Source organism: Gemmatimonadota bacterium, from assembly GCA_026706845.1.
In the GTDB taxonomy this organism is placed as follows: Bacteria; Latescibacterota; UBA2968; order UBA2968; family UBA2968; genus VXRD01.
The window spans coordinates 49,172-70,419 of record JAPOXY010000278.1; the positions used below are offsets into that span (position 1 = coordinate 49,172).

Consider the following 21,248-nt stretch of genomic DNA (forward strand, 5'->3'; position numbering starts at 1 on the left):
AGTTCCTTCCTTTTCATCCCTCATCTAAAGAAAAGCCCGCACTATTCAGTAAATCTATCACATTTTCGCGTGCGTGTCGGATGCGAATGTCGATTTCTTCAGCCGTAAAAGTGCCACCCGTGCCATTTACGCGCTCGACCACCACTGGGCCATCAAAGCCCGCTTCTAATGCCGTGGCAAAGATGCGTTCAAAATCTATATCCCCTTCGCCGGGAATGGGGAAGTTGTTTTCTGCTTTGGGACCAATGTGGTCTTTGGCGATTATTTTACAGGTTTGGTCTGCAATATGGGGAAAATCGTCTTCGGGAGATATGCCTTCGTAATAATGGACATTTCCCGGGTCGTAACAGGCTCGCACCGAGGGCCGATCAATTTCGGGGAGAAGGCTGGCGAGATGTTTTGCGGTCGCGGTATTGCCCGTATGCGGTTTGGGTGCGAGGATAATGTCTCGTTCCTGCGCATAGGTGCCCGCTTCTTGCAGGTCTGCGACATAGGCTTCGTGGGCAGCACGAAAGACTTCGGGGGCGAGCGGTTCATCGGGGAACCGCCGATATCCGCCTGCACCTCCCATCTGAATTGTTTCGGCGCCAAGTGCCTGGCACACATCAATTCTGCGCATAAGATAACGCGCGTTATCTCTTGCCGGGGTGGATCCAAGTCCGATTACAACAGGGGTTAAACCCGCTTGTTCGCACAGGGTTTTTGTGCGATGCACAAGCGGCCCATCGGGATCAAAACCGAGCGTGTCTTCGCCTTCGTGCGACCAGCCCAAACCCACATAGGAATATCCCGCGCGGGCAACACCTTCAATTCCTCGCTCGAGAGGATAGTTTGCATAGGGCAGTGTTAGACAGACGAGTTTGGCCAAAAGAGACCTCCACAGGTGTTAGTCGGTTTTCCGCGTTACAAATAGTGCGAGAAACCCGGGCAAAAAGGCAATGGTCCAGGAAAGCAACTTATAGACATAATGCGGCCCGCCGAGCGCGTGTTTGGTCCATATACCTAAAATCAAGAAGGCGAGACCAGAAGTCACGGCGGCCAGGATACCCCGGAGCAATGTGCGTTTCAGGCTTTCGGAGATGGTGTTTACCCACCAGTGGAGCAGGGCTGCAAGGATCCACAGTTCCATCCATGCGACGACTATTGCGTTAGCGCGAATGAACGGGCGCAAGAGGTAATATCCACCAGCGGATAATATGCCAAGGACGAGGCCACCGAGTGCGCCCAACAGGATCGTTTGTGTCGTTTTGCCGCCATAGCCGAGAACAACACCCAAACAGAGGCACAAGAGTGCGCCGTGAAGGATGCCGGTGAACATGCGGTGTTTGATCGCGTGGTGCGCCCACAGAAAATCGCCCAGCGTGCTGACCGCGGCGAGTATGACCGCGGCGACGAGTGCGCGTAATATTCCGTTGTATTGAATAGTCATGTGCTCCTCCTGGATAACTGAGGTCTATCCATTTTGTCGATATGCGGGGTTGGGCGTGGGTATCACAGCGCCGGTGTCTGTCAGGAATTGGTCGATAAGGTCATTCAATTCAGATACGCGGTCGGGATATTCGTCCGCCAGATTATTTGTTTCGCCAATGTCTTCCACCAGATTGTAGAGTTCTACGCGGTCGGTCTGGTCGTCGTTGTCGCAGTAGAATCGGATGAGTTTCCAATCGCCTTTGCGAACATAAGTCGATGGCAGGCCATCTGCTGCCGGCGTATAGTGCGGAAAGTGACAGAAAATGGTGTTCCGATCAAGGGTTTCGCCGCGAAGTGCGGGTGCAAAACTGATGCCGTCAACCGATTCGGGAGCGTCGAGGCCGCAGAGTTCGGTCATGGTGGGGAAGAAATCGATGCTCTGTACGATTGCCTGGTCGTTGCGGGTACTCGCTTCAATATGGCCGGGCCACGCGATGATCAACGGTTCGCGGGTGCCGCCTTCGTAGGTATTTGCCTTTCCGCCTCTCAGGGGCGCGTTGCTTGTGATGGGTACATCGATATAATCGGGATGGACGTGTTCTGTCGCGCTCCAGTGTACTCCGCCGTTGTCGGAAAAGAAGATCACGATGGTATTGTCTAAAATCCCCTCTTCCTCAAGCGTTCCCATTAATTGCCCTACTGCGTCGTCCATTGTTTCAACCATGGCTGCATAGACGGGATTGTGCTGAGGGTCTTCGATATCGATTTTTTGCGCGTATTTTTCTATTACATCCTGTTTGGCGTGCCATGGAGAATGTACGGAAAATTGCCAGAATTGGAGATAAAAAGGTGTGTCTTTGTTTTCGCGAATAAATTCAACGGCTTCTTGTGCCATGCGGTCTTCCAGGTGCTCGCCCGGTTCGCCCTTGTTGGGATAGACTTTCCACGGTGCAAACCATCCATCGGCCAATGGGCTGGGGGCAGGTGTGTGCGGGATGTCGATGTCGAATCCGTGTTCAAACGGGCTATAAGGCTCTGCACCCAGGTGCCATTTCCCAATGTGCGCGGTTTTGTATCCCGCGTCGCGAAATACCGATGATAGGGTCTGGTATTTTGTGCTTAAGCGGGTGACGCTTTGGGCGATCAGAGCTTTGTTATGCGGTGGTCCTTTTTCATTTAAAGAGGATTCTAGTACGACGCGGTCCAGATGGCATCCTGGCGTTGTAATGCCAACGCGCGCAGGCCACAATCCCGTCATGATGCTCGCGCGGGTGGGAGAACACAGCGGGTTGGCGGCGTACGCATTGGTAAACATCATGCCGCGCTCGGCAAGGGTGTCGATGTTTGGGGTTTTGCAAAATGCACTGCCGTATAACGATGTATCGCGCCAGCCCAGGTCGTCTGCGAGAATGAATAATACATTTGGTTTGTTTTTTTTCATGGGGTCCTCTATCTCAGACTTTATCAATTCCCTCTCGGGTTTCGGCAATCAGGAGATCGACTACGGCGCGCAATGCCTCTATTTCTGTAGCACCTTCCAGGCAGCGGATGCGAAAATGGTCAACCTGTCGGTCAGCGCTGCTGCCGTCGCGGATGATTTCGGATACGCGGTGTAATTCGTTTTCGCAGCCGAGTGCGCGTGCGTCTTCGTCTAACTGTTCAATTAGTCCGCGTGCGTAGTCGTCGATATCCATGCGCCCGCCGTCGCGCGTATCACCCAGGAACGCAAATACTCCGTAGCGCTGTGCAAGCCAGCGATTCTCGGCGATGATTTCGGTGCGTGGCTCAGGGGGCAGGGTGCCTGCCCGTGCCCGTCGCAGCAGCATGCGGATGAGGGATGCGTAGAGTGCGACTATGCATACTGCGTCTTCAACGCGCGAACAGGTGTCACAGATGCGTATTTCTACTGTTGGATAAGCGTTGCCGGGGCGGATGTCCCACCACAGTTCGCTGCCGTCTTCGATGAAGTTCAGGCGCTGGTAGTCTTCTACGAGTTGCTCGTATTCGGCCTGGGAGTACAGGGGCCCGGGAAGGCCGGTGCGCGGGAGAGCACTGAAGATGTTCAGGCGATAGGACTTGAAGCCGGTGAGGTTCCCGCCGCTGAACGGCGACGAGGTGGATAGTGCGTGGAGCAGGGGCAAGTACCGGCGAAGTGCGGTCATGACGCGGATGCGTTCCTCTGGGTTCCCGAAGCTGGCGTGAATGTGCATGCCCCCGATGAGCAACCGCCGCACGGATTCCTGATACGTGATTGCAAATTCCTCATAACGCTTTTGAGGGGTAGGCATCTGTGCTGACCACGACGCGAAGGGATGGGTGGAGGCAGCTATCAATGCGGCACCATACTGTGCAGCGCCTTCAATGACTATTCGGCGGGTCTCTATCAGTGCCGTGCGGACTTCGGCTATCGATGTGCAGACGCGGGTGTTGGTCTCTATTTGGGAGCGCAGAAATTCCGTCACTACTTTGTGCGGTCCGCTGTTCTTTTCGCAAACGGCGAGGATACCCGGGTCGGGGTCGGCAACGAGGTCGCGGGTGTTGGGGTCAACGAGAAAGAATTCTTCTTCGACGCCGAGGGTGATTTTGAGGTCTTTATCCATATTGGGCCTTTTATGCGATTGCTTCGGCCAATTCTGTAAAATCGGCGACTGTTACATCTGTGCGATACGGGGAGTCTTCGTAGGGCAGGTTATAGCGGTTTACATAAGCACCTCGCAAACCGCAGGCGCGAGCGCCTACCACGTCAAACGAGTTGGCCGATACCATCATGCATTCGCCCACTTCCAGTCCCAGGATTTGCGCGGCGCGGCGATATACGGCGGGATGCGGTTTGAATGCGCCCATTGTCGTTACTGATATGACGTCGTCGAAATTCCACTGGATTCGGTTTTTTGCCAGGTGATCGAGAAAGGCGGGGTCGCCGTTGGATAGTCCGACGAGTTTGTAACGCACAGCCAATTTTTCCAGTCCTGCTCTGACTTCGGGAAAGGGCGATAATTCCTGCCAGCATGCGAGGAATGTCTGTACTTCCTCTTTTGACATTTCAATTTTATTCAGGGCGAGTACATATACAAATGCCCGCCGCACTGTCTCCAGGTAGCCTCCGTGCCCGAGCATCATGATTGTGTCCTGAAATTGTTCCAGGCGTTGACGATAACGCCATTGCTGCCAGAACTGTTCTGCTGTGGTGTCGGCACCTTTCTCTCGCAACATGTCGGCGATAAATGGGGTCAAGCTGCCGCCCAGATCCAAAATCGTGCCAAATAGGTCAAATGTCAATGCCTGTACTTGTTCGAATTTTGCCATTGAGGCCTCCGTCAACTATATCCCTGTACTTCTACTTTTTTACCTGTGCGCGCAGATTCATGAGCGGCGAGGGAAATCGCAATGGTGCGTCTGCCGTCGTGGCCATTGGATTGCGGTTGTTCGCCTGTTCGGATACAGTTTAAAAAATAGGTCATTTCTTCCAGCAATCCGTTGTTCCTCTCATAAGTCATGTGTTCGGATTTTTCGCCTATTCGGTTGAGTGTGAGTTGCGCGCCTGTTCCGCTGGTGATTTTTACTGAGCCTTCAGTGCCAGCCACGCCCAGTTCATAGCTTCCGCCCGGATAAATTCGGCTGCTGCTCAAGGATCCGATTGCACCTGAACTGAATTCCAAATTGATAAAGATACTTTCCTCTACGGTGTTATGTGACGCATCATCGTATCGCATCACAGCTTGAACAGCGCACACTTCGCCAGCCATCCAGGTCAGTTGATCCAGTTCGTGGCTGTGCATTGAAAAAAGCCCGCCGTATCTCTCCTTATCCAACTGCCATCCCGCCACGCCTCCAGGTGCTCCTGTGCCCAAACGCACGGTATGCGCCATGCGAATCTCGCCGATTTGCCCTTCATCGATCAATCGTTTCATTTCGCGGTAGGCGTTTTGAAATCGCCGCACATATCCGATCATTAAAAAGACACCGGCCTGATCAGCCGCTTCAATCATTGCGTCGCAATCTTCTACCGCGAGTGCCATTGGTTTTTCGCAAAATACATGCGCGCCTGCTGTGGCGGCATCGACTGTAATGGGACTGTGTACAAAATTGGGTGTTACGACCAGTACGGCGTCTGGGGATTGCGCCGATAGCATGGTTCGGTGATTGTCGTAAATAGCTGGCTGGGACGCGAGTTTGTCGACCAAAGCCTCTGCCGAAGCCCGTTCCTGATCGCAAACTGCCACGAGTTCTACGCCTTCTATGCTCTCTACGTTGGCGGCGTGCCGCGATCCCAGCCCTCCACAGCCTACGAGTCCTATTTTGAGTGTTTGGTCGGACGCCATGTGGTATCTCCTCCTATCTCAAGTGAACAGGTGCGCCCCGATCCCGGGCAGATGCTTCAGCGGCGAAGCAGGCCAGGTGGGTGTTGACCGCTACGGATAGATTGTCGTGGGATTCCACGTCTGTTGTGATACAGTCGATGAAGTGGTCGATCATTTCCTGGAAGGGATGGTGTGATACTGCGCCGCTGTCTGGCAATACGGTTGGTATTTCAGATAGGTCGCGTTGTCCCGGGATTTGTTTTGTATAAAACCGATTGTTGCGGATTATGCCTTCGTCGCCAAATACTTCCAGATTGAATACATAGGGCATAAAAAATTCGGTCGATCCGGAAATTTTTCCCGCGGTGCCGCGCTCAAATTGAACCGCGGCCGCAGTTGTTGCGAGGTATGTTTCGGGATGACTGGAATTGCGAGCAGATACTCCGGATACCTGAATGATGGGGTCATTATCCAGTACATATCGCGCAGCATCCATTGCGTGACAGCCCCCGTGTACAATAGCCCCGGCATTCATGGGATTCCACCCGGGTCGTTCAAATTTTTTGGGGCGCTGATGGGTTGGCCCGTGCCAGTAGTCGGCCTGTACGAGAAGAGGCTGTCCGATCCATCCTTTTTCAATGACTTGTTTGATGGATAGGACCATCGGGTTCCACCGCAGGACAAAGCTCACGACGGTTTTTACCCCGGCTTTTTGAACCGCTGCATCCATGGCGTGTAGTTCGTCGGGATTCAGGGCCACGGGTTTTTCGATCAGGATGTGTTTGCCAGCTTCGGCTGCTGCGATGGTTTCTGCTGCGTGTAAATCCGGGGGTGTGCAAATCGATACCAGATCCACGCCGGGATGGGCGAGCATGCGGTCGTAAGAATCGAATAGTTCACAATCTATACCGCAGGCGATGGCCTTTTTTTTCGCGCTTTCCAACGTGCGACTGCCAATGGCTACCACCCGGGTATGGGGGTTGTTCTGATAGGCTTTGATATGTTCGGTAGATACGTTTCCCGCGCCTTGAATTGCTACTCCGATCATTGGGTTTCCTTTTTAGTAATTGTGTACATTGTGCCCGCGTGCTGGGAACCACACCCAATCGATGGCAAAGACCAGAGCCGTGCTCAAAGCCTGGGCGACGATCAATCCGATAAAAAAGGGCTTGCCGCGTTCGTAGAGATCCACGCCGCCTATTCTCATCAGCAGCGATTTGATTGCCCAGACGATCACAATTGAAAAGAAGACCTTTGTGACGCCGTAGTTGCCCTGTATGGCCAGGCCTATGGGGTGCAGGGGCCACCAGGGGAGCCAATAGCGCGCCATCGTGAATGCGGCCATAGCTGCCGCACCGATTAAAGCCCATATTGCCAACCCGCCTTTGCCACCCATTGGAATTGGGTTGCGAATGGAGTTGATCGCTTTGTTAAATGCGCCCGGCGCGGCGTTTTTGAGTCCCATGTTGCCCAGGTTGTACGCGCCATAAGCGTATCCCAGGTACAGTGTGTTGGCGACGGAAACCATATAACCCAGGATGAGTGATATCCCGATCATCAGGGCAATCTGTCTGGGTTTTACCACGCGATCTACGGCTTTGACGGATTGTGTCATAGCGGGCATGACATAGCCTTTGCCGGCGCTGTTAAATATCCGCATAAACGATAGGATTGTGACACTTTGCCCGTTGATTGTTGGCGTGCCCCAAATTTGCAATACTGCGTCAAATGGCTGTACCTGATAATACACGTACACGAGGCCGAGTTCGGCAACTACGCGAGAGAGTCCCAAAAATGTCAACAGGGCAATTGGCAAAAATGTGAGAATGACAAATAGTGCCAGGCCCGCGGCGTATAACCAGGTAGCGACAAATAACAGGGAGACGATCAGTCCGATGACAGCCGTGCGATACGATAGCAATTCGCCGCTGTCATCGACTTCGCAATCTGGTTGCACGGCTTTTCGCCAGACATCTGTGAGGTGTGCGCGGCCCATCCACAGGCTCCAGATTGCGAGAAAAATGAGTGCGCCACCGCTTTGCCAGCCCAGTGCCGGACTTTGCCACTGTCGGTCTGCTGCGCCGGGTGTGTACCCAAATTTGTTGAATAAAAGGACCTCAAAGCCAGATAAAAGCACCCATACCCAAACGCTGAACAGCACGTCCAATCGCGCAAAATAACCGAAGCCTATTGCGTAAAAACTGACTCTGCGAATTAAAAAAGGAAAGTCGGGATAGAACCGAAACTGTCCGCCTTCAAACGGAATGTGCGGAAAAATCGGTGTGAAGTACGACCCGATGTTCCAGACTTTCAGCAGCATCACGAGTCCAAACGCGATCCAGAACAGCGGCGACGAAAAAACCTGAGATAGCCTGCCCCCTTGTTGGGTCTCGGTCAATAGGGTGCCCACTTCTACGATGGGATAGGTCAGGCGTTCGTGATCTACCCACTGTCGGCGCAACATGACGACCACACAAAAGACGGCAAATGCGACTGCGCCGAGGAAGCAGGTCCACCAGAAAAGCGGGGTTATCCAGGCGCCGAGTGCGGGGACATGGCCTGCGGGCGTGCCCTCGTAAAACCAGTTCATCGCGCCCGTATCATTTTGCGGTGCCAGCCACGTTGGGATATTGTGATGGAGATAAAAATTCCATCCGTTTTCGGGCGTTGCAAAATAGTACACCCCGGCCAAGACACCGATTAGGTGCCCGGTAACGCCGTCATAAGGCACAATTGCGGCGACGAGCCCCATCCCCAAAACCACGCGCAATTCCGGTGGTGTGAGCACGAGAGAGGGCAGGGCACGGCGCGCGATGATGTTCAATACGGCCAGCGATAAGAATGGAAAGAGCAGCGCCAGGGGGAAATGGCTGCGGCTGATATTGGAGCCGCTCATGTAGTAGGCCATCCACTCGTCCCACAGGACGGTTGCGATGATGATCACGATGGCTACAAAAATGGCCCGGGGTGTTACGGCGCGACCGCTTTGTACCTCAGTTGTGCGATATGTCGATGCTTCTGCCATCTTATTTTATATGCCAATCGGGGTCTTCGAGGGCTTCGTAAACCACGCCGCCTTCGACCTGCATCGGCATGGGCACTCCGGTGAGATAACAGATTGTGGGGGCGACATCGATTGAGCGCACTTGTTTTGTGAGCAGGCCAGTCTGCTTAATCCCCGCGCCCGCAATCACAAATGTCGAATGTTGACCAGCCATGCCAAAGCTCACCGAGGGCAATTGCTTGCCGTGTGCGCCGTCAAACTCGGGATGCAGTGCATAGACCACATCGCCGACCAGATCGCTCCACAAGTTGACCATTTCGGCATTTTCGCGGCTCAGAGCCAGCGCGAAGGGGTGGCGTCCGGTGGCTTCGTCTTTGTATTCCATCAGCGCGGCGATTAGCTCTCGACGCACGGTTTCGTAATCCTCTTGAGAAACGATTCCGTCGGGTTCGCGTCCTTCCAGATTGATGAAGATATGCACCAATCCCACGTCGCAGGCGCGCGTTTTGCTCCAGTCGATTTGCCCATTTTCGTGGTATTTCACAAATCCGGTTTCTGTGAGGACTTTGCGAATGTTGACCGCGGGGAATTGATTGGACGTACCGCCGTGATCGGCCACGACTGCGACGACGGTATCGTCATCGGCGATATCGTCAACGATGCGCCCGATCATGCGATCGATTGACTGATAGGTGCGGAAGACGCCTTCGCGCGACCGCTCGAGGACCGATTGCTCGGCACCGCTGGTGGGATCGGCCTGCCCCAGGAAGAAGTGGCTCGTATAATCCGAAGCGTGCGTTTCAATCATCAGCAGATCCCAGGAGCGAGATTCCGTCAGGTACTGCGCTACATCGGCCAGTCGCTGGTGGTGGAACTCCAGCAATTCAAAATACGTGTCATCGTCAATTACGCCCAGGGCATCGCGGCCGGGGTTTTGCAAGAAATTACCGACGTTTTCGTCGATTTCCCGCGCGATTGACGCCGGTTTGGTATAGTCGTCGGGAGGCCAGATTTGCGGTACAAATAGCTCGAACATATCGGCATTTTCGGTCAGTGCGATCAATTTCATCTGTACGTAGCCGCTTACCTGTTCGCCGTCTATTTCAAATGTGTCGAGCCACCAATCGCTCCATTCGCCCACGCCGAGGTCACACACTTTTGTATCCCCGTCGCGCGTGCTACAGACGGATACGCGATCGTATCCCTTTGCGGTTGTCGCGTAGATTAAGCCGTAGAACGGCTTGGGTGTGCCTTTCTTTCCCCGGTTCATGGGGCTGCGCCCGCGCGCCAGAGGCGTGATCACCATTTCAACTTCAAGCGGTGGTTTTTTGGAGTCGGGTAGAGCTGTCCACCCATCTGCCTCTTTGAGGGTGACGGGATCAAATTCCGATACTGTTTGCAGGGCGCTCGGGTCCAGTGTTTCGGGGTCGCGCTGTACGACCAGTCGCCGCGGTGCCCACTTGCCTCCTACAAATAAGTGATAGCCCGCGACCTGATGGTGATTGGATACACCGGGGCCCGTGCCTTCCACCTGGATCCCGGTCGTGACGGTGGGCGGCCACGACATTTCCCATTTGACCAGAATCGGCATTTTACCCGCGCGCTCATAAGTATTCCAGATGTATTCGGATTTGGACAGATCTGTATTGATGCCCCATACGGTCTGGTCCAGTCGTTTGCCCAGGGCGCGGATGTTAAAATCCATGACCTCGTGATTGCCCGGCCATGATCCCGTGGCTATAGCCGTCCATCCCGGCGGCGTGAGGGTGGGAAATACTCCGATCATGGGGCGCCAGGCTCCGCGTTCCATGAGTTTTGCGATATTGGGCATGTGCCCCCAGTCGGCCAGGTTTTTCACAATTTCCATGCTCGCCCCATCCATCCCTATGACAATTGCCTTCTTTGCTGGACTTTCCATATACTCCTCCTCAAAGTGATTGAAGAACGTCTCGCGTTTTTGAGAGCGTTTCATCTATATCTGATCGTGAATGTGCAAATGAAATACTGCCTTGCTTGGTTGCCAGTGGAAAGTGATAGATGCCCTTTTCAATCAATGCGCGGCGATACCGCTCGTCAAGCGCGAAATCGTGGTGTTCGGCAATATCGTGCCAATCAACCGGCGCGTGGTCCATGAAATAGACGCAAAAAGCCGATCCCTGTCGGGCACTGGATACTTCTATTCCGGCTTCTTTGAATAATGCGGTCAATTCCGTCTCTAACTGTTCGCCCATCGCGTACAGTTGTTCAAAATCTGCCGATGCGAGTTTTTCCATTGTGGCAATGGCGCCCGCGCATGATATGGGATGGGCATTGTACGTTCCGGCGATCAGTACGCGTTTTGCGGGATCTTTGTGGACAAAATAATCCATGAGCGATGCCCGCCCGCCAATCGCGCCAATGGGATAGCCATTGGCTATTGCTTTGCCAAATACGGACAGGTCTGGCATGATGCCACATATGCTTTGATAGCCTCCCATCGCGTGGCGAAATCCCGTTTTCACTTCGTCGAATATTAGCACAACCCCTCGCGCATCGCACAAATCGCGCAGTCCCTGTAAATAGCCCGCTTGTGGGTGTACGATGCCGATATTTTGCAAAATTGGCTCGAGAATTAACGCGGCGATATCGTATTGATCCATTGCCCAGCGCACTGAATTCAGGTCGTTAAAATTCACCACATGTATATCGTCTAACGCGCTATTGGGTACGCCGGCAGAGAGCGGTATTTTTTGGTATTCGCCCGGCGAGACCCGCGGTCCGATTGCATCTATTGGCGTCATTACATTCAGTGCCACGTCGTTGTGCCAGCCGTTGTATCCTCCCTGTATTACGATGACGCCATTGCGCCCCGTGTGCGCCCGCGCGATTCGAATGGCGTGATAGGTGGCTTCCGATCCCGTATTGGTTAGCATGACTTTTTCGACGGAAGGTACGTGTTTTACAATTAATGCGGCACAATGCCCTTCCCAGGGGTTGGTGCCCGATCCCATCAGTGTTGCGCCTTCGGTGAGTACTTTTGCCACTGCCGCGTTCACATCCGGATCGTTGTGCCCCAGGATAAATGGCGCGAATGCCGCGTGATAATCGATGTATTCTTTGCCGTCTGCATCCCACACATGGCTGCCCTGCCCGCGCACAAAGGCTATTTCCGGCGCGACAGCGCGGTTGACTGATACTACGCCGCCGGGGATGACTTTGCGGTTTTTTTGAAAAATTGTTTTGGAAGAGGACATATAAATCACACGTCACGTTTGTAATAATTTTCCCAGCGTTCAGCCGGTTCGTAACCCAGAATGCGTTGTGCTTTTTCCGTGGTGTATTTCTGGTGCGCTGTCATACTCACCATGTTGAATTCCTGATAATTATCCGGCACGGATTCGATGTCCAGTGCGAGACAACACGCATGCGCCAGGTCTTTCCAGAATATGCGAAATGGGGGGAAGTCCTCGCCTTTGATTGGCTCACTCGGCTCGGGGCCCAGGCCGTTGAATACAAAACAAATCGTCTGTATATCGTAAATCCGCGCATATGTGCGACAAATTTCGTAGCTGAGCATTTTGGTTATGCCGTAATACCCGGTGCCGGGAGCGCGGGGGACATCAGTGATTTCAAAATCCTGATCGTAGTCACTTCGCACCAGTTGCGGTCCCGTATGTACCACTTTTTTGATGCCCAATTCGGCAGCGGCTTTCATGACATGCAATGCGCCCAATGTACTGACGTGAAAGCTCAAGATGGGATCGGGACGATTTACAGTGAAATTCATCACCGCGTCCATGCCCTGCATGGCATCGCGTACCTGATCGTATTGGCGCATATCTACATGTTCGATAGGTCTGCCATCGGGATAGGGCTTTATGTCGGCGAGTATGAGATCGCAATGCGATTCCATATCCGGTATGATATTGGGGGCAATTAGTCCCGAAGCGCCCAGCAAAAGTACTTTTTTCACGCGTCACCTCCACGCCAGATGGCTTCAAAATTGTGTTGCGGTTGAAATCCTCGCAACTGAGATCCACTAATTTGGCCGACCAGATATTTTGGATTCGGAATGTCCGCACAAATGTGATGGAGGGCAAATCGCCGGTTCCACTTCAGTTCGGACTGTGCATCGCGATTGAGAGATAGGCGAAAAGCCCGCGCTGCATCGCGATAATCGGTCCACATGAGGTCCGGGTCCTGTGGGGAAGCGTTTTCTTCTAATATTAGCTTGCCCAGGCGCAATACTGTGACGGCTACGGGAAAATCGCGCGCAAATTCGCGTGCTGTCATTTCGCCGAGGTAGCGCGTGAGTTGAAATTTGTCTGTCGATGGCATGGGGCGCCACATTTCGCTGATATACACATCATCGGGATAGGCTTCGAATATTTGGAGTGTGCTTCCATATACGAATCGCTTTATACCGGCATCTATACCGGCTTTGAATAAGACATGGGTGCCCCGGGTTGCCAGATCGAGTAATTCACGTTCGCAGGCGAGGTCGTCCTCGGGCAGATTGGGTGGTGGCTCACCTGTGTGGATAATAGCCTGCATGTTTCGAACGGCACGCCACGCTACGTCTAGGTCGCGCATGTCGCCTTCAAAATAGGTGATGTTTTCATCCAGTTCAGAAGGCGGTTCGCCCGCTCCCCAGAGTCGCAACTGGTTGCCCGGTGCCAATTCTCTGGCAACGGCCTGTCCCAAACGGCTCTCGGCTCCTGTTATCAGTACATTCATAAGTTGTCCTCCAGATCAGATTCCCAGCCAAATTGCTGAAATAAACGATGAATTGGTCCGGGGATTGGCGCGGAGATTTCGGTCCATTTCTCCGATTTGGGGTGTGCAAAGCCGATGCGGGTGGCCATTAGCAGCAATCGGCTAATTTCAAAATGGGATTGAAAAAAGCGATTGTGATGGCGGTCGCCATAGCGCGTATCGCCGATGATCGGATGGCGAAGATGCACACAGTGGCGGCGGATCTGGTGTTGCCGACCTGTTACTGGCATTGCGCGCATGAGCGAATACCGCGCGGTTTCATATCGCCCCACGGGGTATGGTAGTTCAACGGTGCCTTCGCAGTGAAAATCGGTGATGGCTTCGACGGGCGACGAGGTGTTGGGCGGGCAATAGGCGTGGTGTATCCGCCCTTTATCTGGCAAGTACCCGCGCACTACGGATAGGTATTCTTTTTTTATTTGTCGCGCTGAAAATGCAGCACCCAATGTACGTGCGATTTCAGGGCGAAGTGCGAATAGCACAACGCCCGATGTCCCGCGGTCCAGGCGGTGAACCGGATAAACCCATTGTCCGAGTTGATTTCGCAATACGGGCATGCAACACATGGCCGACCGGTCCAGTTGGGTCTGGTGTACAAACCAGCTACAGGGTTTTTGAATGGCGACCAGGTCGTTGTCGCGATACAGAATGTCCAGCTTCAAAATCGATTCCCGCGAAAAAATAGGGCAGACCGTGCGTCTGCCCATCGAGACATCAGATTAGATGTCCATTATTTGATCTCGAGCAATTCCAATTCAAATATGAGCGTTGAATTGGGACTGATTTGCCCGGCTTGCCGTGCGCCGTAGGCCAGATAGGATGGGATATAGAGTTCCCATTTCGATCCCGCGGGCATGAGTTGCAGGGCTTCTGTCCAGCCGGGAATGAGTTGATCCACGCGAAATTGCGCCGGTTCTCCGCGGCTGTAAGAACTGTCAAATTCCGTGCCGTCGAGCAATGTTCCGCGATAGTGACATACTACGGAGTCGGTTTTTTTGGGTTTCGCTCCGTCGCCGGCTTTGATCACTTTGTATTGCAAGCCGCTGTCCAATGTCACCACGCCTTCTTTTTTTCTGTTTTCCGCGAGGAAAGCCTCGCCAGCTTTTTGGTTTTCTGCTGCCATTTTGTTTTTCTCCGCAAGTTGTTGTGCCCTTTGTTCTTCCTGTATCTCGATTAGAAATTTTAGCGCTTCGTCTGAGGAAAGCAGGGGGGATTCTCCAGAATAACCATCTTTGAATCCCTGTACAAATACATCCATATCAATCGCCATGCCCTGTTGCTTTTTTAGTTGATCGGATAGATTTAAGCCGAGTGCATAACTCAGCTTGTGTTGCTTGTCCTCGAGGTTGACCTCTACAAATTCGGGTTTTTCCTGTGCCTGGCAACCCAGTAAGCCAGCGGCAATGCATACGGCAAAAAGACGCTTCATATTTTCTCCTGAATAATAGGTAAATGTCCACCTGCCAGGTCTGTCCCCGCAGGTCTGTGGAGGACGTGTACAGACTAAATAGCCTGAAATCGCGTTTTTACTTCTGATAGCACAATATCTGGAATATCCTCTGTGCGTTCAACTGCATAAACACAGATGTGGTCTGCAGTGGCAGCCCGCTGGCGAAATCGTTGGGCATCCCGGTTTTTCGCTACGTGAACAGCGGTTACCCGGTTTTCTTTTTGGATCAGAAATTGCATCAGTGCATCGAGGTTGGTGATCTGCATATCTGTTATGAGAAAAATATCCACATGATTTTTGAGAAGGGGTTCCAGATCCGGCAGATGCAATGCTGTTCCACCACCGAAGTAGCGGCACAATGCAAAGAATACGCGCTTGCGATCTCTTGAGAAATCCAGCACTTCTTTCCCACCGGCCTGGGCATCGCTAAAATTGTAAACGGCCACGCGCTTGCCCCGTCGCAAATACGCATCGGCCGCGCATCCAGCGCCTAAGACTGCGTGGGATATTTCTCGACACGGATCGACCATACTGCCCGAGGAATCGACGATGACCACACAATCGGGTATGCCATCGCCGTCCCCGTGGGTTTCGCCATCTCGCCAGTTCCACATCTGGGAAATGCCCGGCATGACGCGCCCAAAACTCGTCCACACATCGATGTGCTGAACGGGTTTGCCAATTTCCCAGGGCGAATGGGAATGCGGATGTAATCCGCCCACTTTTTCCAGGGGCATGGTTTGCACGGGCAGGCGAAATGCGGATGCGCGCGCCATGTAAAACAAGAGGTCGGCATCCGAGGGCATGCCTTTGCCCCGGCCCATATCGGGCATCATGTTGGCGTCTTGTAGCTCGTCGGCAAAATCGCGCACCATTTCTCGAAAGGCGTAAAATCCCTGTTCGGCAAATTGTGCCATTCCCGCTGCGAGTTCGCCTGCGGAATACTGCTGGGTATCACCCATCATGCCACCCTGTCCATTCCCATCGTCCATTTCTTTTTGGATTAAGGGGGCAATCACCTGTGCGAATGCTCTAAGGCTATCGCCCCACTGCGAGGCGTCCAGATAGGGTATGCGCGCGAGTCGATCGACTTCGCCGCGGTCTTCTACACCCAAATTTTCACCCCAGAGACGCTGATACAATGCCCGAATTACGTCTGTTACTTCACTCGATTCGGCGTGGCGATATACTTCGGGCAATTTCGATTCGCGCTCGCGCACGGCATGGGTATCGACTACCACGTCCGAAAAATATTCGACTACTTGTTTGACCAATGCACCATCCAATAACACGGGTTTGAGCGCGGCATATAGCTTTAAGTGCGTCTCAAAATCCCAGGGACAAACGGTGTGATGCCCCACGCCGTGGTCCAGGAGTGCAGAGGTGGCGTCTTCTATGTCCATTACTTGCGCGAGGGCGGCCAGCCGATTGGCATTCAATTGGATCACTTTGTCCATCATTTGAATGCTCGCGGCTTCGTCGCCTGTTTCGATTACTTCTGGCGTCGGCAATTCGGGAAATAGATGGCGCTTGCGAACAGCGGGCCAAACGCGCTGGATGATGTCGTTGAAGTTCATGGTCGGTTTTTTGTTCCTCTGAGCATTTGGTCGCGGTGATAAATCGCGCCGCCTTCGGTGTTGCCCACACCTCCCAGGCGTCCATTGATGTGGATTTCGCCAGCTTGCATTTGTTCGCCGATAGATCTGCCAGCGTCTCCCGAGACTTCAATCCGTCCGTCGATCATACCCGCGCCCAGATAGTGTCGGACATTTCCCTCGACCTTCAGGTGCCCCCCCATGAGCGAAATGCCCGTGAGGTCGCCCAGGTCTCCCACAATTGTCAGTGTGATGTCTTTGCGAAGGCGGTATCCCATAAGGGATAGACGCAAATCGTGACCCGTGAGATCGAGATGAATGTCCGATTGGGACGATGCGTTGCAAAAGGCCGATAAGAACAAGCCGAGGGGTTCCATGACAAAGAAAGCCGCGTCATTGCTTTGCAGGGCGTGCGCGCAAAATGCTTCGATATCGGTCATTTCCCAATCGATTTGTCCCACTATGTGCGATGCCGCAGTATAGGTCGATTCAATGGTTTTGCGGTCGGCTTGCCAGAGTCCCTCGCCGACGCATTCGTCGATCAGTGCGCTGTAAGCTGCTGTCAACCGATCCATTGTCTCGGTGTGAGATGCGAGAATTTTATCCATGGGCAGGACGCGCTTTTTTTCTGTGTCTTCGACGAATTCGGCAAAGGGATTGCGTTTTGGGGATAGTAAGCCGTTGACGCGCTCTGCGTTTTCAGGGGTCAGATCGGATGGTGCAATCCGATCAAATTCGCGAAATGGATTTTGTCGCATGTCTGACTCCTGGGATTACGAAAATTCTGGATGCACAGGCTCTTGTCCCAGATCGCGCATAATTTCCATGTAAATGGGGTGTTCGCCCTGAATGGGTTTTTCGTCGGTACCATTTAAGATGCGATTGGCAGTCATTAGAGCTGTTTGGATGCGCTCGCTCTGCTCGGTATAGCGCCGAAAGACCTGCCGCACCGCTTCTCGCGCTCTGTGAATGGGCAATACATCGTCCCGGTGGTCTTGCGTTTCTTCTTCGTCTCGCCATTGGATGCGGTGAGCACAGGTGTATGGCAATATTGTGCGGATATGTTCGATATCCACTTCTTTGTCGCGCAGCACCCAGGCGAGTGCCTGTGCGTAGCGCCGGATGGAGATGGGCAGGCGATTAGACGGGCATGTTTGTACTTCGTAACACAGATAGCCCGTGTAATGACAACCTTCGCCACAGACTTCATTTGTGCGTTTTTGTCCGTATTTGCAGCAGAAAGACAATTCGGCCAAAAAGGTTCGAACATAGGCACTGGCATCGGCCTGGAAAGGCAGAGCGCTCATTTCACTGCGAATGGTTTCGCGCTCGGCACGCCCCAGGGTTGGTACGGACAAACGCTTGGAGATCGTTTTTCCATAATCCTCGCAAATCGCTTCTATCTCTGCTTCGGCATTGGGGTTGACCAGACAGGCCTGGAGTGCTTGCTCGCGTTGGGGATCTCGCAGGAGATGTGCGGGAGAGGATTCGGTGCCGATCATCCAGGACAAATTCGCGCCCGGATATTTGGATTCCACCATTACGTCAAAGCGATCCAGAAGGGGGATAACGATGGTATTTGTTCCGCGGTCCTGATAATTGGCCGTTGCGAACAAACAGTATTCATCATTGATTTGCATCTGGTTCAAGTAGGACCAGTTGCCGCGATCCACGCCGTTGAGGATCAAACTCTGCTTTGTTTCCGGCAGGCGGTTGATTTCATCTACGACTTTGACGGGTAGGACAGAAAATGCCGACCACACCACATCTTCTTCGCCGCGGTTGAGCGCGCCGAGGTTTGGGCGTCCGACAATTTTTTCTTCGGTCTGCTCGGGATGGCCACTTACTTCGGCTTCCCACACAGCTCCCAATGGCATGCGATATAGTAGCGCGCCGATATACTCTGCCGCCGTTGTTTTGCCCAGGCCGGGTTCGCCTACGATCAGGATTTTGCCACCTAATAGTCCCGTCAGGGTGCTGAGCAACAAAGCGGCATTGTGTTTTTGTCCCTCAATCTCCAGGTCTGCCCGGTTAAAATACAACCGCTCTTGGATAAAGGTCAAAATATCGCGTATTGTTGTCTGTAAGTCGGCCATTTTGACCTCAGTCTGCTTGAGAAGAGGCGGCGGAGCGTCGGCGCAGCCATTCGACGGTGAGTAGTAGCAATACGGCGAAGGCGATCAGGAATGTTGCCACGGCGAGGATGGTTGGGCTGATTTGCTCGCGGATGCCCGCCCACATCTGGCGCGGAATGGTGCGTTGTTCTATGCCGCCCATGAAAAGGACGACTACTACTTCGTCAAAAGATGTTGCAAATGCGAAGAGCGCGCCAGAAATAACGCCCGGTGCGATTAGCGGCAGTTGTACTCTGCGAAACGTGAGGATCGGTGAGGCACCAAGACTTGCGGCAGCGCGCGTCAGGATTGTATCAAAGGCGGATAGGGTAGCGGTTACAGTGATTACGACAAATGGCGTGCCCAGTGCGGCGTGGGATAGGATCAATCCGATGTGGGTCTGTGCGAGGCCCAGGGTTGAATAAAAAAAGAACATGCCCGCCGCGGAGATGATCACTGGCGTGACCATCGGCGAGATCAATAGTGCCATTGCGAAGCGGCGACCCGGCATGGCGGAGCTGGATAGACCCAGCGCAGCGAGTGTGCCCAGCGCGGTTGCCAGCGCGGTAGAAGCGATGCCGATGATCAGGCTGTTGACCAGCCCGCGCGTCCACAGTTCGTTTTCGATGATTTGCCGGTACCAGCGCAGGGAATACGCTTCGGCGTCCAGACGCAGCATGCCTTCGGTGAAGGTGAAGTAGGGTTCGGCATTGAAGCTCAGCGGTACGATCACCAGAATTGGCGCGATCAGGAACGCGAAGATCAGGGTACATGAGGCCAGGTACGCGACCCGGCCAATGTGTTGTGTCGAGATCATGTTAGCCCAATTTCATGCGGTCAATGCCGACTATGCGGTCGTAGAGCAGATAGAGCGCGATCACGCATACCAGCAAGATGCCGCCAAGTGCCCCGGCCAGGCTCCAGTTGAGCGAGGTCTGCATATGGTAGGCGATCATGTTGGAGATGAGTTGCCCGGTGCTGCCGCCTACCAGCGCGGGGGTGATGTAGTAGCCGATGGCGAGGATGAATACCAGCAGTGATCCGGCACCTACACCGGGCAGGGTCTGCGGCCAGTACACGCGCCAAAATGACTGAAAGGAGTTCGCACCCAGCGATGCAGCGGCACTCATCTGGCTCGGTGGGATGGCGCGCATGATCGAATAAAGAGGCAGGATCATAAAGGGCAGGAGCACATGGGTCATTGCCACCAGTGTGCCAGTCATGTTGTAGATCATGGCGAGGCGGCCGTCGTCGCCGATTAGCCCAATTGTGACGAGCAAGTCGTTGAGTACGCCCTGGGTCTGGAGCAGTACGATCCAGGATGTGGTTCTCACCAGGAGCGATGTCCAGAAGGGCACGAGTACGAGAATGAGGAGCAGGTTTGCAATGCGCGGAGGCGAATGCGCGATCAGGTGGGCGATGGGGTAGCCGAGCAGCAGGCAGATCGCGGTGATGCTCAGGCTCACGATAAAGGTGCGCCACAAGAGGGACAGGTAGATGCGGCGTTCTGGGGGCTGGCGATCAATAGAGCCGTCGGGCAGAGGTTGCAGGTCGAGGGCATTGAGATAGTGTCGCGCGGTGTAACGATCCCCAGCACTGCGGATCGCGTGCCAGGTTTGTACATCGCCCCATGCAGTATTAAGGCCGATCATGGCATCGCGATAGGGACCTTCGCGGACGTTTTGTAACCCTCTTGCACTGCGCGTGAAAACGCTGCGAAGTCCCGGATGCACGCGGTTGACGCGGGTGGCGACCCGGCCCAGTGAGCGATCTGTGCGCGCTTTTAATAGCTCGCGCGCAGCCGCTGCGTACACTGCTTCGTCAGGCGCGCTCTTTCCATCCCATTGCCTCAGAAGGCCGAGGGTTTCGGGCAGGGCATCGGCGACTGTGGGATCGTACACACTGTGTACGAGCATTGTCGTCAACGGCGCGATAAAGGTGACGCCAATGAATGCCAGTAGTGGCAACACCAATCCCGTAGCGCGCAACCGCGGGCGGAGGATGGTGGTTTTTATGTCTGTGTTTGATTGCATAGGTTAGTTTCGAGTTCGCGGCAAAACTCGTGACACTGTTGCGAGTCTTTTATCGGTAAGTGCCATGCTTCGTCGCATTGATATAGTCGCGCATTACGACTTTACCGGTGTCCACATCGTCGGTGCGTATACACCGGATAGCTTCTTTTTTGAATTCTTCTCGGAAGGCCAGACTGCGCTGCACGCGGGCCTTTATCGTTTCTTCGAAATCACCTGTAAGTGCCATATCTCTATGAAAGATTTTGATTATCAATTTCTACAAAGAAACCGATCTCACATAAATACTGCCAGAACTGGTATATTTGTTGTGCGATCTCGCCTTGCAATAATACACCCATCTCTAGATGCCGGTTGAGTCCAAGGTAAGTAAGATTCGCACTTCCAATGTAAATACGCACTTCATCGACAATATAAAACTTCGCATGGGAACCAAGAACTGCCGTAGTCTCATAGTTAGCTGCCGGTTGGAAGAGGCGTAGTCGGCTTGGTCCACATTCATGTAGAGATTGCAGGTTCACTTTTCGTATAGACTCCCAGGTACTGACTAGGGCAATATGGATACCTCTTTCCAGTGGCCCACATAGGG

The 21,248-nt window shown here is 53.5% G+C and carries 20 protein-coding genes; all 20 read right to left on the reverse strand.

Annotated features, from left to right (window positions below; translation table 11 throughout):
• Positions 1–13: 13 nt before the first annotated feature.
• The gene (locus OXG87_24035) at positions 14–868 is read right to left on the reverse strand and encodes a sugar phosphate isomerase/epimerase (GenBank protein MCY3872624.1); all 855 of its coding nucleotides are present in this window, start codon (positions 866–868) and stop codon (positions 14–16) included.
• 18 nt (positions 869–886) lie between these two features.
• Complete coding sequence (locus tag OXG87_24040; protein MCY3872625.1) at positions 887–1,429, reverse strand: hypothetical protein; 543 nt, start codon at positions 1,427–1,429, stop codon at positions 887–889.
• Positions 1,430–1,453: 24 nt separating this feature from the next.
• Positions 1,454–2,851, reverse strand: a complete 1,398-nt coding sequence (locus tag OXG87_24045; GenBank protein ID MCY3872626.1) for a sulfatase — start codon at positions 2,849–2,851, stop codon at positions 1,454–1,456.
• A gap of 13 nt (positions 2,852–2,864) precedes the next feature.
• Positions 2,865–4,010, reverse strand: a complete 1,146-nt coding sequence (locus OXG87_24050) for a carboxylate-amine ligase (GenBank protein MCY3872627.1) — start codon at positions 4,008–4,010, stop codon at positions 2,865–2,867.
• 10 nt (positions 4,011–4,020) lie between these two features.
• A complete protein-coding gene (locus tag OXG87_24055; GenBank protein ID MCY3872628.1) occupies positions 4,021–4,716 on the reverse strand; it encodes a haloacid dehalogenase type II in 696 nt (231 codons plus the stop codon).
• A gap of 11 nt (positions 4,717–4,727) precedes the next feature.
• On the reverse strand, positions 4,728–5,732 hold the full coding sequence (locus OXG87_24060; protein ID MCY3872629.1) for a Gfo/Idh/MocA family oxidoreductase: 1,005 nt from the start codon (positions 5,730–5,732) through the stop codon (positions 4,728–4,730).
• A gap of 13 nt (positions 5,733–5,745) precedes the next feature.
• Positions 5,746–6,759, reverse strand: coding sequence for a Gfo/Idh/MocA family oxidoreductase (locus OXG87_24065; protein MCY3872630.1), 1,014 nt, complete (start codon positions 6,757–6,759; stop codon positions 5,746–5,748).
• A 12-nt stretch (positions 6,760–6,771) separates the two neighbouring features.
• Positions 6,772–8,736 carry a hypothetical protein gene (locus tag OXG87_24070; protein ID MCY3872631.1) on the reverse strand — a complete coding sequence of 655 codons (1,965 nt, stop codon included), beginning with the start codon at positions 8,734–8,736 and terminating at the stop codon, positions 6,772–6,774.
• Position 8,737: 1 nt separating this feature from the next.
• A complete protein-coding gene (locus OXG87_24075; protein MCY3872632.1) occupies positions 8,738–10,633 on the reverse strand; it encodes an alkaline phosphatase family protein in 1,896 nt (631 codons plus the stop codon).
• Positions 10,634–10,643: 10 nt separating this feature from the next.
• Complete coding sequence (locus OXG87_24080) at positions 10,644–11,948, reverse strand: aspartate aminotransferase family protein (GenBank protein MCY3872633.1); 1,305 nt, start codon at positions 11,946–11,948, stop codon at positions 10,644–10,646.
• 5 nt (positions 11,949–11,953) lie between these two features.
• Positions 11,954–12,667, reverse strand: a complete 714-nt coding sequence (locus OXG87_24085; protein MCY3872634.1) for an NAD-dependent epimerase/dehydratase family protein — start codon at positions 12,665–12,667, stop codon at positions 11,954–11,956.
• Positions 12,664–13,431 (reverse strand): NAD(P)-dependent oxidoreductase, encoded by a 768-nt coding sequence (locus tag OXG87_24090; protein ID MCY3872635.1) that lies wholly within the window; start codon positions 13,429–13,431, stop codon positions 12,664–12,666. The genes OXG87_24085 and OXG87_24090 overlap by 4 nt, the downstream gene beginning before the upstream one ends.
• Positions 13,428–14,132 (reverse strand): pseudouridine synthase, encoded by a 705-nt coding sequence (locus OXG87_24095; protein ID MCY3872636.1) that lies wholly within the window; start codon positions 14,130–14,132, stop codon positions 13,428–13,430. Before OXG87_24095 ends, OXG87_24090 begins: the two co-directional genes overlap by 4 nt.
• Before the next feature lie 68 nt (positions 14,133–14,200).
• Positions 14,201–14,899: an FKBP-type peptidyl-prolyl cis-trans isomerase gene (locus OXG87_24100; protein MCY3872637.1), complete on the reverse strand. Its 699-nt coding sequence runs from the start codon at positions 14,897–14,899 to the stop codon at positions 14,201–14,203.
• Between the two features lie 74 nt (positions 14,900–14,973).
• On the reverse strand, positions 14,974–16,497 hold the full coding sequence (locus OXG87_24105) for a hypothetical protein (GenBank protein ID MCY3872638.1): 1,524 nt from the start codon (positions 16,495–16,497) through the stop codon (positions 14,974–14,976).
• Positions 16,494–17,273 (reverse strand): hypothetical protein, encoded by a 780-nt coding sequence (locus OXG87_24110; protein ID MCY3872639.1) that lies wholly within the window; start codon positions 17,271–17,273, stop codon positions 16,494–16,496. Before OXG87_24110 ends, OXG87_24105 begins: the two co-directional genes overlap by 4 nt.
• Positions 17,274–17,288: 15 nt before the next feature.
• Positions 17,289–18,611: an AAA family ATPase gene (locus OXG87_24115; GenBank protein ID MCY3872640.1), complete on the reverse strand. Its 1,323-nt coding sequence runs from the start codon at positions 18,609–18,611 to the stop codon at positions 17,289–17,291.
• 7 nt (positions 18,612–18,618) lie between these two features.
• Positions 18,619–19,446 carry an ABC transporter permease gene (locus OXG87_24120; GenBank protein MCY3872641.1) on the reverse strand — a complete coding sequence of 276 codons (828 nt, stop codon included), beginning with the start codon at positions 19,444–19,446 and terminating at the stop codon, positions 18,619–18,621.
• Position 19,447: 1 nt separating this feature from the next.
• Entirely contained in the window at positions 19,448–20,662 is a 1,215-nt protein-coding gene (locus OXG87_24125; GenBank protein ID MCY3872642.1) for an ABC transporter permease, read from the reverse strand.
• A gap of 230 nt (positions 20,663–20,892) precedes the next feature.
• On the reverse strand, positions 20,893–21,248 hold a 356-nt coding region (locus OXG87_24130), incomplete at its 5' end, for a phospholipase D-like domain-containing protein (protein MCY3872643.1).